Origin of the sequence: uncultured Ramlibacter sp., assembly GCF_936925435.1 — a bacterium.
Lineage (GTDB): Bacteria > Pseudomonadota > Gammaproteobacteria > Burkholderiales > Burkholderiaceae_C > Ramlibacter.
Window position 1 is genome coordinate 35753 of the sequence record NZ_CAKZHQ010000002.1, and the last position, 13434, is coordinate 49186.

Sequence of the window (13434 nt, forward strand, 5' to 3'; positions counted from 1 at the left end):
AGCGCGCATCCGTCTTGCCGTCTCCGAAGTGAAAAACGCCTGAGCTAGCGGGCTAACTCAGGCGTTCTTGTCTGCAAATTGTCTTTACTTGCGCAGGCCCAGCTTGGCGATCAGGGCGGCGTAGCGGTCGAAGTCCTTGCCCTTGAGGTAGGACAGCAGGCTCTTGCGGCGGTTCACCATGCGCAGCAGGCCGCGGCGACCGTGGTGGTCCTTGGCATGGGTCTTGAAGTGGGGCGTCAGCTCGTTGATGCGGGCGGTCAGCAGGGCCACTTGCACTTCGGGACTGCCGGTGTCATTGGCGGCGCGCGCGTTGGCCTTGACGACTTCGGCCTTGATAGAGGATGCGATCATTGGTTTTCCTTGGATTTCACGGCTCTGGGCCATGAGGAGGGTTTCACTTGCGTGGGCAGCTGGAACTGCGGCCCACGTGCGCTTGCAGAAATGCAAAGCCTCGGGATTATAGCCCGGAATGCCTCAACGGGCCTGGGCGGCCAGCCAGGCTTTGAGCCTGTCCACGCCCTGCCCCAGCCGGGCCAGGTCTTTGGAGGCAAAGCACCAGCGCAGCCAGCCCTGCGCCTCGGGGGCGAAGGCGTTGCCCGGGGCCAGGCCCAGGCCGGCCTCGGCCACCAGGCGCTTGGCCACGGCCAGGGAGTCGGCATGGCCTTCCAGCTGGAAAAAGGCATACATGCCGCCCTTTGCCGGCTGCAGCCGCACCTCGGGCAGGGCCTGCAGCAGGGGCACCAGGGTGTCCCTGCACTGCTTGAGGTGGGCCACCACGCGCGGCGTCACCTCGTCCGTGCGCTGCAGCGCCGCAATGGCTGCGCGCTGGGTGAACACGCTGGCGCAAGAGGTGTTGAATTCGACCAGCTTGCCCATCTGCGGCGTCATGGCCGGCGGCATCACCAGCCAGCCCAGGCGCCAGCCCGTCATCAGAAAGCTCTTGGAAAAGCTGTGGGCCACGACCAGGCGGTCATCGGGCGCAGCCACATCCAGGAAGCTGGGCGCACAGCCGTTGGCGGTGGGCTCGTAGTACAGCCGCTCGTAGACCTCATCGGCCAGGATCCAGGTGCCGGTCTTGCGGCAATGCTCGAGAATGGTCTGCTGCTCTGCACGGCTGAGCGTCCAGCCTGTGGGGTTGTTGGGAGCGTTGACGATCAGCAGCTTGGTGGCCGGCGTGATGGCGTCCAGCAAGGCCTGCAGGTCCAGGGTCCAGGCGCCGTTGACGGGTTTCAGGGCCACGGTCTTGAGCCTCGCACCCATGATCAGCGGCTGGGCCGTCAGATTGGGCCAGACCGGCGTCACCGCCACCACCTCGTCGCCGGCGTCCACAAGGGCCTGCACCGCCAGCATCAGGGCATTGACACCGCCCGAGGTGATGGCAATGCGGTCGCTCGTGACGCGCGGATGCAAGGCGCTGGCGTAGGCCGCGACGGCCTCGCGCAGCTCGGGCAGACCCAGGTTGTGGGCATAGAAGGTCTCGCCTTTTTGCAGCGACTCGATCGCTGCCTGGCGGATGAAGTCGGGCGTGACCTCGTCGCTTTCGCCGAACCAGAAGGCCAGCACGTCGCTGCGCCCCATGCCGGCGTTGGCGACTTCACGGATTTTCGACTCTTCGAGGTTCTGGATGGCCTGGCGCATGCGGCGATTCTAGGAGGGCCGCACCATCTTGCAGGACTGCGGCATTTCCGCCTGCGCCGGCGCAATGGTCTTGACCACCCGGAAGCCGTAGCCAGAGCCTTCGACGTCGAACTTCACGCCCGGCGTGCCCTGCCGGTCCATCACGCCCACCACCAGCGACTGCTGGAACTGGTGGTCGGCCGCGCGCATGCTGCCGCCCTGGCCAAAGAAGGACACGCTGGCGCGCTCCAGTTGCGGGGCGACGGCGCCCGCCTCCACCGAGCCCGCGCGGTCGATGGCCTGGGCCAGGGCCTCGATCATGAGTTGCATGCGCATGTGGACGTAGTCGTCGGCCGGCTTGGGATAACGCTGGCGGAAGGCCTGGTAGAAGGCCTCGCTCTGCGCCGCGGCCACATTGGGCAGCCAGTCGGCCACTGCCAGCACCTTGCCCACACCAGCCTCGCCCAGCGCCGCCGGGGCGCCCAGCGCGTTGCCGTAGAAGGTGTAGAACTTGCCGTCGAAGCCCACCTCTCGCGCAGCCTTCACCAGCAGCGTCAGGTCGTTGCTGAAGTTGCCGGTGATCACCGCGTCGGCGCCGCTGGCCTTGATCTTGGTGGCGTAGGGGGAAAAATCTTTCACGCGCAGCAACGGGTGCAATTCATCGCCGACGATCTGCACGTCGGGCCGCAGCGCACCGAGCTGGCGACGGGCTTCGCGCAGCACGGCCTGGCCGAAGCTGTAGTCCTGACCCAGCAGGTAGACCGACTTGAGCGCCCTGTCCTCCTTGAGTACCGACATCAACGCCGTCATGCGCATGTCGGCGTGGGCGTCGAAACGGAAGTGCCAGTAGCTGCACTTCTCGTTGGTCAGGATGGGATCGACGGCCGAGTAGTTGAGAAACAGCACGCGCCGACCCGGCTCGCGCTCGTTGTGCTTGTTGATGGCGTCGATGATGGCCGCGGCCACCGCCGAGGAGTTGCCCTGCAGGATGAAGCGCGCGCCGTCGTCGATGGCCGAGCGCAGCGCCGACAGCGCCTCCTCGGTCTGGCCCTTGCTGTCGTAGCGCTCCAGCGCCAGCCGGCGCACGCCCTCGGCGGTCTTGACGCCGCCGCGCTGGTTGACACGCTCCACCGCCCACACCAGGTTGCGAAAGACCGCCTCACCGCCGTTGGCGTTGCCGCCGGAAAAGCCCTCGATCACCGCGATCTTCACCATCGGCGGCGTGCCCTGGGCCAGCGCGAGGGCGGGCAGACATAGCGCTGCTGCCAATGATTTCAAGACCCCACGGCGCAGATTTTTAGCTTGCATGTTTCTCTTGAAAAGAAGCCGCGGATGCGCAGATAGGATGCAAGCGGCAATCGGTTGAAAGCCGCGCAGTGTAAGTGACCACAGCTTGAAGGAGCCACCATGTTTTTCGCACCCGTTGTCCGCACCCGCGCCGTCTCGCCCCAGTACCGTTCATTCGACCGCAGCTTCGAGCGCTTCGTCAATGACGCCTTCTCCGCCAACACCGCCCGTGGCCTCAACGTCGAGCAGGACGACAAGGCCTGGACCGTGACCCTGGACGTGCCCGGCATCACCCGCGACGAACTGGCCATCAACGTCGAAGGCGCCGTGGTGCGCATCGAGACCAAGGCCGAAGCCAAGCGCCAGTTCAAGGCCGCCTACGAGCTGCCGCAGGACATCGACGTCGAAGCCACCAGTGCCAAGCTGGAAAACGGCGTGCTGACCCTGGCCCTGGCCAAAAAGGTCCCGGTCAGCAACGTCAAGCAGATCGTGATCAGCTAAGCGCTGTCTGCGACAGCTCGGCCAACGGCCAGCGGGGCTTTACGTCGAATGCGTAAACCCCGCTGGCTGTTTGCATTCCGGCCTGCAAACGCATGGCCGCAGCCATGGCGATCATGGCGCCGTTGTCGGTGCACAGCTGCAGTTCGGGGTAGTGCACACGCACGCTGCGTTTCGCACACGCGGCGTTGAGTTGCTCGCGCAGCAGGCTGTTGGCACCCACACCACCGGCCACCACGATGCGCTGCAGGCCCGTGACCTCCAACGCCGCCAGAGACTTTTTCACCAGAACGTCGACGATGGCGGCCTGGGTCGAGGCCGCCAGGTCGGCCTTGCGCGCCTCCAGCTCGTCGCCCAGCTTCTTGGCCTGCGTCATCACCGCAGTCTTCAGTCCGGCAAACGAAAAGTCCAGATTCCCGCTGTGCAACAGCGGCCGCGGCAGCTTGAAGGCCGTGCCGCTGCCCTGTTGCGCCAGCCGCGACAGCGCCGGGCCGCCGGGGTAACCCAGGCCCAACAACTTGGCCGATTTGTCAAAAGCCTCGCCGGCGGCGTCGTCGATGGTCTCTCCCAGCAGTTCGTAACGGCCCACGCCGTCCACCCGCATCAGCTGGGTGTGGCCGCCCGAGACCAGCAGGGCGACAAAGGGGAATTGCGGCGGATCGGCGCTGAGGAAGGGCGACAGCAGGTGGCCCTCCAGGTGGTGCACGCCCAGCACCGGCTTGTCCAGAGCCGCGCCCAGCGCGCAAGCCACGCCGGCGCCCACCAGCAGCGCCCCGGCCAGGCCGGGGCCGCGGGTGTAGGCCACCACGTCCACCTCATCCAGGCGGCGGCCGCTGGCCTGCAGCACCTGTTCGGTCAGCGGCAGAACGCGGCGGATGTGGTCGCGGCTGGCCAGCTCGGGCACAACGCCGCCATAAGCCTGGTGCATTTCAATCTGGCTGTGCAGCGCGTCGGCCAGCAGCCGCGGCACGCCGACGGCGCCCGCCTCGACCAGCGCAGCGCCGGTTTCGTCGCACGACGACTCGATTCCCAGGACAAGCATGCATGAAGTGTAAGTCTGCGCGGCACGCTTGTTGCTGATGCCCTGGCAATGACCTCGCGCCTGAACTTTCTCGTTGCCGCCCGCCAGTGCGAGATCGGCGAGCTCGAACAGCTCGCCCGCACCAGTGAACTGGTGGGCGTGGTCGGCCGCCTGGTCCATGCCCTGCAGCGCGAACGCGGCATTTCCAACATCTACCTGGGCTCGCATGGCGTGCGCTATGGCGACCAGCGCCTGCAGCAGGTGCTCGAATGCGAGCGCGCCGCGCAGGACGTGCTGGCCCAGTTCGACCTGCTGGACACCGAGACCGGGCGTGTTCGCAACGGCGCCCGCCTGTTCAGCAGGGTCGCCATCGTCCTGCACGCCCTGGACACCCTGCCCGCCTTGCGCCAGCGCATCGCCACCCAGGCGCTCACACCGCGCGAGGCCACCGTCGCCTTTGTGCGCCTGATTGCGGGCTTGCTGGCCGTGGTCTTCGAGGCGGCCGACAGCGCCACCGATCCGGAGATCTCGCGCGCCCTGGTCGCCCTGTTCAATTTCATGCAGGGCAAGGAGTTCGCCGGCCAGGAGCGTGCCTGCGGCGCGGCGGTGTTCGCCTCGGGCCAGGCCGACCTGCCCAGCCAGCAGCAGTGGCGCCATCTGATCGAATCGCAGGACTCCTGCTTCCAGGTGTTTCAGGACTTCAGCGATGCCGCCGTGCTGGCCGCCTGCCACGCCAGCCAGGACGCCAGCGTGCGGGCCGAACAGGAGCGTCTGCGCCGGGTCGGCTGCACCGCCCGCGCCGAAGCGGCGCTGGACCCCGGCCTGAGCCAGACCTGGTACGAGTGCTGCACCCGCCGCATCGACGCCATGAAGACGGTGGAGGACGTGCTGGAAGCCAATCTGCGGCGGCTGTGCGAACGCCGCATCCTGCAGGCCCGGGAAGAGCTGCGCGACCAGCAGGCCATCCTGGAGGACCTGTCACGCCAGGCCGGCGGCGCCGGGCCTGGCATGCCGACGCGCTATGGCCCGCATCTGGAGCGTTCCATCCTGGGCATGGTGCAGGAGCAGGCCCAGCGCCTGCAGGCCATGAGCGACGAGCTCGACACCGTGCGTGCGACGCTCAAGGAGCGCAAAGTGGTCGAACGCGCCAAGGGCCTGCTCATGGCGCACCGGCAACTGACCGAAGAAGAGGCCTACAAGACCCTGCGCCAGATGGCCATGAACCAGAAGCGGCGCCTGATCGACGTCGCCGAAGCCGTCCTGGCCCTGGCCCAGGCCCTGCCGGCCGGCCGCTGAGTTCTTTTTGCGGCGGCGCACAAAAGTCGTGCCCGCCCAGGCACGAAAAGGCCCAAAACCGTGCGGGCCAGCAGCGCTCCAGCAGGCCGGAAAACAGGCCTCCACAGAGGGAAAACAAGGTCAAATGCGCAGGCTGGCACAGTCCCTGCTTTGAACTCCGGGAGACCTGGGCCAACGGCGGCACAGGTTGCGGTTTTCAACCCTGAATCTCTGGACAACGGCGTCCATCCCCACTGCAAGGCAGTGGTGCGATGGGCGCCGTTTTCTTTTTTGCCTTTGCTTTGACTTCTGCCTGGAGAACACCGTGAACCACGACACACTTCGCACCAAACTCTCACGACGCACCGTGCTGCAGGCCGCCGCTGTTGGCGTGGCCGGTGTCTCGCCCGCCCTGCGCAGCATGGTCTACGCCCAGGGCTCGGACAAGCCAGAGAAAGAGGAAGTCAGGATCGGCTTCATCCCGCTGACCGATTGCGCCAGCGTGGTCATGGCCTCGGTGCTGGGCTTCGACAAGAAATACGGCGTGAAGATCATCCCGACCAAGGAAGCCTCCTGGGCCGGCGTGCGCGACAAGCTGGTCAGCGGCGAACTGGACATGGCCCACGTGCTGTGGGGCCTGATCTACGGCGTGCACCTGGGCACCAGCGGCCCCAAGAAGGACATGGCCATCCTGATGAACCTGAACCACAACGGCCAGGCCATCACGCTGTCCAAGAAACTGGCCGACAAGGGCGCCGTCGATGGCGCCTCGCTGGCCAAGCTGATGGCCACGGAAAAGCGCGAATACACCTTTGCCCAGACCTTCCCCACGGGCACCCATGCCATGTGGCTGTATTACTGGCTGGCCACATACGGCGTGAACCCGATGAAGGACGTCAAGGTCATCACCGTGCCGCCGCCGCAGATGGTGGCCAACATGCGGGTGGGCAACATGGATGGCTACTGCGTGGGCGAGCCCTGGGGGCACCGCGCCATCATCGACGGCATCGGCGTGACCGGCGTGACCACCCAGGACATCTGGAAGGACCATCCCGAAAAGGCGCTGGGCACGACGGCGGAGTTCGTCAAGAAGTATCCCAACACCTCGCGCGCCGTCACGGCCGCCATCATCGAGGCCGGCAAGTGGATCGACGCCAGCCTTGCCAACAAGCAGAAGATGGCCGAGACGGTGGCCGACAAGAGCTACGTCAACACCAGCGTCGACGCCATCAACCAGCGCATCCTGGGCCGCTACCAGGATGGCATGGGCAAGACCTGGGACGACCCCAACCACATGAAGTTCTACAACGATGGTCTGGTGGGCATGCCCTATCTGACCGACGGCATGTGGTTCCTCACCCAGCACAAGCGCTGGGGCCTGCTCAAGGAGCATCCGGACTACCTGGCCGTCGCCAAGCAGATCAACCAGATCGACCTGTACAAGCAGGCCGCCACCCAGGCCAAGGCCAGCGTGCCCAAGGACGTGATGCGCAGCGTCAAGATGATCGACGGCGTCACCTGGGATGGCAAGGACCCGAAGAAGTATGCCGACTCGTTCAAGGTCCGCGTTTAAGGAGCCGCCATGGTCAGCGCCGTATTCCACACCCCTACCTCTGTCATGCCCGAGCCCTCCGAATCGCCGCGCACCGGGCCTTCGGCCGCCCATGCCGTGGCGGCCAACGAGCCCATGCACACCAAGCCCGCGACAGCCGTCACGCGCCAGCCCTTTGACTGGCGCGGCCTGTGGCTGCAGGTGCTGCCGCCGGTGCTGGGCCTGGCCTTCCTGGTCGGCATCTGGGCCATGGTGTCCATGGGCACGGGTGCCAGCATCCCCTCGCCGGCCGAGACCTTCAAGCAGGCAGTCGGCGTCTTCAGCGACCCCTTCTATTCCAAGGGCCCGAACGACCAGGGTATCGGCTGGAACATCCTGTCCTCGCTCAAGCGCGTGGCCATGGGCTTCGGACTGGCGGCCATCGTCGGCATCCCGGCCGGCTTCCTGATTGGCCGTTTCACCTTCCTGTCACGCATGTTCAACCCGCTGATCAGCCTGCTGCGGCCGGTGTCGCCCCTGGCCTGGCTGCCGATCGGCCTGCTGGTGTTCAAGGGCGCCAACCCGGCCGCCATCTGGACCATCTTCATCTGCTCGATCTGGCCGATGGTGATCAACACCGCCGTCGGCGTGCAGCGCGTGCCCAGCGACTACATGAACGTGGCCCGCGTGCTCAATCTGAGCGAATGGAAGATCTTCACCAAGATCCTGTTTCCCGCCGTCCTGCCCTACATGCTGACCGGCGTGCGACTGGCGGTGGGCACGGCCTGGCTGGTGATCGTGGCGGCCGAGATGCTGACCGGCGGCGTCGGCATCGGCTTCTGGGTCTGGGATGAGTGGAACAACCTCAACGTCAAGAACATCATCATCGCCATCTTCGTCATCGGCATGGTGGGCCTGCTGCTGGAGTTCGCGCTGATCAAGCTGGCCACGGCATTCACCTTTGAAGAGGTCAAATCATGAGTGACAGCAAGTACATCGAGATCCAGGGCGTGGGCCAGACCTTCAAGACCAAGAAGGGTCCCTTCGTCGCGCTGCGCGACATCGACCTAGCGGTTGCCAAGGGCGAGTTCGTGGCACTGATCGGGCACTCGGGCTGCGGCAAGTCCACCCTGCTCAACCTGATCGCCGGCCTGACCCTGCCCAGCGACGGCACCCTGATCTGCGCCAACCGCGAGATCTCAGGCCCCGGCCCGGACCGCGGCGTGGTGTTCCAGAACCATTCCCTGCTGCCCTGGCTGACCTGCTTCGAAAACGTCTACCTGGCGGTCGAACGGGTGTTCGCCGCCACCGAGAACAAGGCGCAGCTCAAGGCCCGCACCGAGGCGGCGCTGGCCCTGGTGGGCCTGACCGCCGCGGCGCAGAAGCGCCCGGGCGAAATCTCCGGGGGCATGAAGCAGCGGGTGGGGATAGCACGCGCCCTGTCGATGGAGCCCAAGGTGCTGCTCATGGACGAGCCCTTTGGCGCGCTGGATGCGCTGACGCGCGCAAAGCTGCAGGACGAGCTGCTGCAGATCGTGGCCAAGACACGCAGCACGGTGGTGATGGTGACGCACGACGTGGACGAGGCAGTGCTGCTGTCCGACCGTATCGTGATGATGACCAATGGGCCGGCCGCCACCATCGGCGAGATCCTGAGCGTGGAGCTGCCGCGCCCGCGCAACCGCGTGGCGCTGGCCGAAGACCCGCAATACGTGCACTACCGCAAGGCAGTGATCGACTTCCTCTACACGCGCCAGGCCCATGTGGAGAAGCAGGCGGCCTGAACCCCGCCGCTGGCCGTGCCGCCGTCAACCCAACAGAACCTGGACGCTGTGCTGGTACGCCGCCGTCAGCCGCTCGAAAAGCGCCAGCAGCTCTTCGCTGGCAGCGGCCAGCTTGCGCCGGCCTGCGGTATCGCCTGCGCGCGGCAAGGCCGTGCGCAGCGCGGCCCAGGCCTGCTGCGCCGCCGCCAGCAGCTCGCGGATCTCGCCCGTGGACAAGGGCGCGGCAGCCAGGCTGGCCAAACCTTCCTCGACAGCGACGATGCTCTCTTGCAGCAGCGCGCCCGTCACGCCCAACAGGGCCTGCTTGGCCACGCGCTGCGACAGCATGCGCTGGCGGCCCGCCACGTTGACCACATGCACGGTCGTTGCCTGGCCGGAGCCCTCCAGCGCCAGCACCAGGGCGTCGGCCTGCAACCGCATGGCCTCGGCCTGGCTGTCCAGGGCCGCCAGCTGCTGCAGCACCGGGGCCTGCTCCAGCGTGGTGCGCAAGCCCTCCCAGCCGGCGCGTGTGGCGCGCAGCAGGTCGCCGTAGGTGGCATCGGACAGGCCCTTGTCCAGTGCCTTGAGGTTCTCGTCGACCCGCTGCACCGACTGGCGCAGCAAAGCCAGGGCGGCGGGCGCATCGGTCTGGCTGCAGGCCAATGCATAGAGCTTGACCAGGCGCTGCGACAGCATGCGCTGCTGGCCGGCCCGGTTGATCGCCTCGGCCGTGCGCGCGGCATCGATGACCTGGCGAGAGACCTGGCCGACGCGCTGGTTGCCATGCATGGAAGCGGTGCGCAACAAGCCGAAGGCCTCCTCCTCCGAGACCCGGCTGGCGCGCATCAGCAGGCCCTTGGCCTGGTCGACCAGCTTGCGCTCCTCGAAACGCTCGGACAGGTCGGCCAGCGTGCCGCGCAGGCGCGCTTCGTGGGCGGCGCGGGCCTGCGCCAGATGCACCAGAGGCCGCAGGCGCTGCGGCGCATAGCCCTGGACCACCCAGGCGTGGACGCCGGCCTCCAGCGCCTGGGTCATGGCCTCGACGCCGGCATCCTGGGTGAACACCAGCACCGGCAGGGCCTGCTGAGCCTGCAGGGTGCGCAGCGCCGTGAAGAAGGCGGCATCGGGCCGCGCCACCCAGCAGACAAGGACATCGGGACTGCCGCGCACGGCCTCGCGCACCAGATGCACCGGTTCCATGCTGTCCTGCAGGGTGAAGCCGGCGGCGCGCAGGTCGGCGGCCAGCGCCGGTGCGGCGGGGTCGGGCGATTGGATCAGCAAAACAGTGGTCACGGCGGCGCAGCAGCAGGCAAAAGGGTCTCCAGCATAGTGCAAGCCCCGCACAACTGGCACGGTCCATGCCTCAGTCTTGCCAACGGGTGTGACGCTGCACCCGGACCGTGCATCCCTGCCTTCGGTCGCGCGCACAACGCCGTGCGCTGTCCAGTTCGAGCCGCCAAGCCTGGCCTCGGACCGCCCCCCCTTCCAGTCTTTGCTGCTGTGCCTCCCTCAGAGGCCGGCGCGCAATGAACGGCGTCCCCCTTTCCCAGACAGGAGTTCCGCGATGAAGAAGATGAAACTCGTGATGGTCGGCAACGGCATGGCCGGCGTCCGCACCCTGGAAGAGCTGATCAAGATCGCGCCCGGCCAGTACGACATCAGCGTGTTCGGCGCCGAGCCGCATCCCAACTACAACCGCATCCTGCTGTCGCCGGTGCTGGCTGGCGAGCAGACCCTGGACGAGATCGTGCTCAATTCCTGGGACTGGTACAAAGACAACGGCATCACCCTGCACGCCGGCAAGAAGGTGGTCGAGGTCGACCGCGTCAAGCGCATCGTGCGCGCCGACGACGGCACCGAAGAGGAATACGACAGGCTGCTGATGTGCACCGGCTCCAATCCCTTCATCCTGCCTGTGCCGGGCAAGGACCTGCAAGGCGTGATCGCCTACCGCGACATCGCCGACACCAACGCGATGATCGATGCTTCGACCAAGTACAAGAAGGCAGTCGTCATCGGCGGCGGCCTGCTGGGCCTGGAAGCGGCCAACGGCCTGATGCTGCGCGGCATGGAGGTCACCGTGGTCCACGTCATGCCCTGGCTGATGGAGCGCCAGCTCGATGATGTGGCCGGCAAGCTGCTGCAAAAGTCGCTGGAAGACCGCGGCCTGAAGTTCATGATTGGCGCCCAGACCCAGGAGCTCACCGGCAACGCCGAGGGTCGCGTGCAATCGATCAAGTTCAAGGATGGCACCGAGGTCGCAACCGACCTGGTGGTCATGGCCGTGGGCATCCGCCCCAACACCCAGCTGGCCGAGGCCATGCGCCTGCATTGCAACCGCGGCATCGTGGTCAACGACACCATGCAGACCGTGACCGATGCGCGCATCTATTCGGTGGGCGAGTGCGCGGCGCACCGCGGCATCGCCTACGGCCTGGTGGCGCCGCTGTTCGAGCAGGCCAAGGTGGCGGCCAACCACCTGGCCCAGTACGGCATCGGCCGCTACACCGGCTCGCTCACCTCCACCAAACTCAAGGTCACCGGCATCGACCTGTTTTCCGCCGGGGAATTCATGGGCGGCGAAGGCACCGAGGAGCTGGTGATGTCCGATCCCTTCGGCGGCGTCTACAAGAAGCTGGTGATCAAGGACGACAAGCTGGTGGGCGCCTGCCTGTATGGCGACACAGTGGACGGCAGCTGGTACTTCAAGCTGCTGCGCGAGGGCCGCAGCGTGGCCGGGATCCGCGACAAGCTGATGTTCGGCGAGTCCAACCTGGGTGACACCGGCCACCAGGGACAGAACCGCGCCGCTGCCATGGCAGACGCCGACGAGGTCTGCGGCTGCAACGGCATCAGCAAGGGAACGATCTGCAAGGCCATCAAGGAAAAAGGCCTGTTCACCCTGGACGAGGTGCGCAAGCACACCAAGGCCAGCGCCTCCTGCGGCTCCTGCACCGGCCTGGTCGAGCAGATCATCATGTTCACCGCCGGCGGCGACTATTCGGCCGCGCCCAAGACAAAGGCCATGTGCGGCTGCACCGACCGCAGCCACCAGGAAGTGCGCGACACCATCAAGGCCGACCACCTGCTGGCCGTCGCCGATGTCTACAAGGCCATGGCCTGGCGCACACCCAACGGCTGCGCCTCCTGCCGGCCGGCGGTCAACTACTACCTGCTGTCGACCTGGCCCAAGGAGTACCAGGACGATCCGCAAAGCCGCTACATCAACGAGCGCAGCCACGCCAACATCCAGAAGGACGGCACCTACTCGGTGATCCCGCGCATGTGGGGCGGCGAGACCACGGCCGACGAGCTGCGCCGCATCGCCGACGCGGTGGACAAGTACAAGATCCCCACCGTCAAGGTCACAGGCGGCCAGCGCATCGACCTGCTGGGCGTCAAGAAGGAAGACCTGCAGAACGTCTGGAAGGACATCGGCATGCCCTCGGGCCACGCCTATGCCAAGGCTTTGCGCACGGTCAAGACCTGCGTGGGCAGCGAGTGGTGCCGCTTCGGCACGCAGGACAGCACGCAGATGGGCAAGGACCTGGAGCGCGCCCTGTGGCGCATGTATGCGCCGCACAAGGTCAAGCTCGCCGTCTCCGGCTGCCCGCGCAACTGCGCCGAGTCGGGCATCAAGGACGTGGGCGTGATCGGCGTCGACTCCGGCTGGGAGATCTACATCGCCGGCAACGGCGGCATCAAGACCGAGGCCGGCCAGTTCTTCTGCAAGCTCAAGACCGCCGCCGAGGTGCTGGAGTATTCCGGCGCCTTCCTGCAGCTGTACCGCGAGGAAGGCTGGTATCTGGAGCGCACCGTGCATTACGTGGGCCGGGTCGGCATGGAGCATGTGAAGCAGAAGATCCTGGAGGACCACGAAGGCCGCAAGGCCCTGTGGGATCGCCTGCAGTTCAGCCTGGACGGCGAGCCCGACCCCTGGTTCGAGCACGACAAGGCGGCGGTCGACACCCGCCAGTTCAACAAGCTGGAATTGGCGGAGCAAAAGGCATGAACATGAACGATTGGACCGTCATCTGCCGGGTCGAAGACATCCCGGTGCTGGGCTCGCGCCGGGTGGCGCGGCCCCAAGGGGTGGACGTGGCGGTGTTCCGCAACAGCGAGGACCAGGTCTTCGCCCTGCTGGACCGCTGCCCGCACAAGGGCGGCCCGCTGTCGCAGGGCATCGTCTTCGGCACCAGCGTCGCCTGCCCGCTGCACAACTGGACCATCGGCCTGGACGATGGCTGCGCCAAGGGCGCGGACGAAGGCTGCACGCCCAGATTCGCTTGCAAGGTCGAGGCCGGCCAGGTGCTGCTGGACGCGGTGGAGCTGGCCACCCTGGCGCTGGACCTGGCCGCCCCCAAGGCCGGTCCCCAGGCCAGCACCGGCGCCGTCGGCGACCAGACCTTCGACGTGCAGGCACCGCACACAGCCTGAGTCCT

The 13434-nt window shown here is 66.6% G+C and carries 12 protein-coding genes; 7 read left to right on the forward strand and 5 right to left on the reverse strand.

Translation table 11 applies throughout. The features are described from left to right. Positions 1-84: 84 nt before the first annotated feature. The 3 genes from rpsO to Q0632_RS00230 form a co-directional block, all read right to left on the reverse strand. A complete protein-coding gene (gene rpsO, locus Q0632_RS00220) occupies positions 85-351 on the reverse strand; it encodes a 30S ribosomal protein S15 (RefSeq protein WP_298923123.1) in 267 nt (88 codons plus the stop codon). Between the two features lie 123 nt (positions 352-474). Further along, entirely contained in the window at positions 475-1638 is a 1164-nt protein-coding gene (locus tag Q0632_RS00225; RefSeq protein ID WP_298923125.1) for a pyridoxal phosphate-dependent aminotransferase, read from the reverse strand. A 9-nt stretch (positions 1639-1647) separates the two neighbouring features. Further along, the gene (locus Q0632_RS00230; RefSeq protein WP_298923127.1) at positions 1648-2925 is read right to left on the reverse strand and encodes a branched-chain amino acid ABC transporter substrate-binding protein; all 1278 of its coding nucleotides are present in this window, start codon (positions 2923-2925) and stop codon (positions 1648-1650) included. 99 nt (positions 2926-3024) lie between these two features. On the opposite strand from Q0632_RS00230, the gene Q0632_RS00235 reads away from it, so the two are divergent. Further along, the gene (locus Q0632_RS00235) at positions 3025-3405 is read left to right on the forward strand and encodes an Hsp20 family protein (protein ID WP_298923129.1); all 381 of its coding nucleotides are present in this window, start codon (positions 3025-3027) and stop codon (positions 3403-3405) included. Here Q0632_RS00235 and tsaD read toward each other — a convergent pair. After that, positions 3398-4444 carry a tRNA (adenosine(37)-N6)-threonylcarbamoyltransferase complex transferase subunit TsaD gene (gene tsaD, locus Q0632_RS00240; RefSeq protein WP_298923131.1) on the reverse strand — a complete coding sequence of 349 codons (1047 nt, stop codon included), beginning with the start codon at positions 4442-4444 and terminating at the stop codon, positions 3398-3400. The two genes, Q0632_RS00235 and tsaD, sit on opposite strands and share 8 nt — an antisense overlap. Before the next feature lie 48 nt (positions 4445-4492). On the opposite strand from tsaD, the gene Q0632_RS00245 reads away from it, so the two are divergent. The 4 genes from Q0632_RS00245 (at position 4493) to Q0632_RS00260 (ending at position 9013) form a co-directional block, all read left to right on the forward strand. Continuing rightward, positions 4493-5719, forward strand: a complete 1227-nt coding sequence (locus Q0632_RS00245) for a nitrate regulatory protein (protein ID WP_298923133.1) — start codon at positions 4493-4495, stop codon at positions 5717-5719. Between the two features lie 304 nt (positions 5720-6023). Continuing rightward, positions 6024-7271, forward strand: coding sequence for a CmpA/NrtA family ABC transporter substrate-binding protein (locus Q0632_RS00250; protein ID WP_298923135.1), 1248 nt, complete (start codon positions 6024-6026; stop codon positions 7269-7271). A gap of 9 nt (positions 7272-7280) precedes the next feature. After that, positions 7281-8210, forward strand: a complete 930-nt coding sequence (gene ntrB, locus Q0632_RS00255; protein WP_298923137.1) for a nitrate ABC transporter permease — start codon at positions 7281-7283, stop codon at positions 8208-8210. Next, a complete protein-coding gene (locus Q0632_RS00260; protein WP_298923139.1) occupies positions 8207-9013 on the forward strand; it encodes an ABC transporter ATP-binding protein in 807 nt (268 codons plus the stop codon). Before ntrB ends, Q0632_RS00260 begins: the two co-directional genes overlap by 4 nt. A 24-nt stretch (positions 9014-9037) precedes the next feature. Here the strand turns inward: Q0632_RS00260 and Q0632_RS00265 are convergent, their stop codons facing one another. Continuing rightward, positions 9038-10285: a type IV pili methyl-accepting chemotaxis transducer N-terminal domain-containing protein gene (locus Q0632_RS00265; protein ID WP_298923140.1), complete on the reverse strand. Its 1248-nt coding sequence runs from the start codon at positions 10283-10285 to the stop codon at positions 9038-9040. A 271-nt stretch (positions 10286-10556) separates the two neighbouring features. Here Q0632_RS00265 and nirB point away from each other — a divergent pair, with 271 nt between their 5' ends. Both nirB and nirD read left to right on the forward strand, forming a co-directional pair. Next, entirely contained in the window at positions 10557-13004 is a 2448-nt protein-coding gene (gene nirB, locus Q0632_RS00270; RefSeq protein ID WP_298923142.1) for a nitrite reductase large subunit NirB, read from the forward strand. A gap of 2 nt (positions 13005-13006) precedes the next feature. Continuing rightward, the gene (gene nirD, locus Q0632_RS00275) at positions 13007-13429 is read left to right on the forward strand and encodes a nitrite reductase small subunit NirD (RefSeq protein WP_298923873.1); all 423 of its coding nucleotides are present in this window, start codon (positions 13007-13009) and stop codon (positions 13427-13429) included. The last annotated feature ends 5 nt before the right edge of the window (positions 13430-13434 follow it).

Coding starts and splice junctions, on each gene's coding strand:
- nirB (WP_298923142.1), top strand. CDS start 10,557: ATGAAGAAGATGAAACTCGTGATGGTCGGCAACGGCATGGCCGGCGTC.
- Q0632_RS00225 (WP_298923125.1), bottom strand. CDS start 1,638: ATGCGCCAGGCCATCCAGAACCTCGAAGAGTCGAAAATCCGTGAAGTC.
- tsaD (WP_298923131.1), bottom strand. CDS start 4,444: ATGCTTGTCCTGGGAATCGAGTCGTCGTGCGACGAAACCGGCGCTGCG.
- Q0632_RS00245 (WP_298923133.1), top strand. CDS start 4,493: ATGACCTCGCGCCTGAACTTTCTCGTTGCCGCCCGCCAGTGCGAGATC.
- Q0632_RS00230 (WP_298923127.1), bottom strand. CDS start 2,925: ATGCAAGCTAAAAATCTGCGCCGTGGGGTCTTGAAATCATTGGCAGCA.
- rpsO (WP_298923123.1), bottom strand. CDS start 351: ATGATCGCATCCTCTATCAAGGCCGAAGTCGTCAAGGCCAACGCGCGC.
- Q0632_RS00260 (WP_298923139.1), top strand. CDS start 8,207: ATGAGTGACAGCAAGTACATCGAGATCCAGGGCGTGGGCCAGACCTTC.
- Q0632_RS00235 (WP_298923129.1), top strand. CDS start 3,025: ATGTTTTTCGCACCCGTTGTCCGCACCCGCGCCGTCTCGCCCCAGTAC.
- ntrB (WP_298923137.1), top strand. CDS start 7,281: ATGGTCAGCGCCGTATTCCACACCCCTACCTCTGTCATGCCCGAGCCC.
- nirD (WP_298923873.1), top strand. CDS start 13,007: ATGAACGATTGGACCGTCATCTGCCGGGTCGAAGACATCCCGGTGCTG.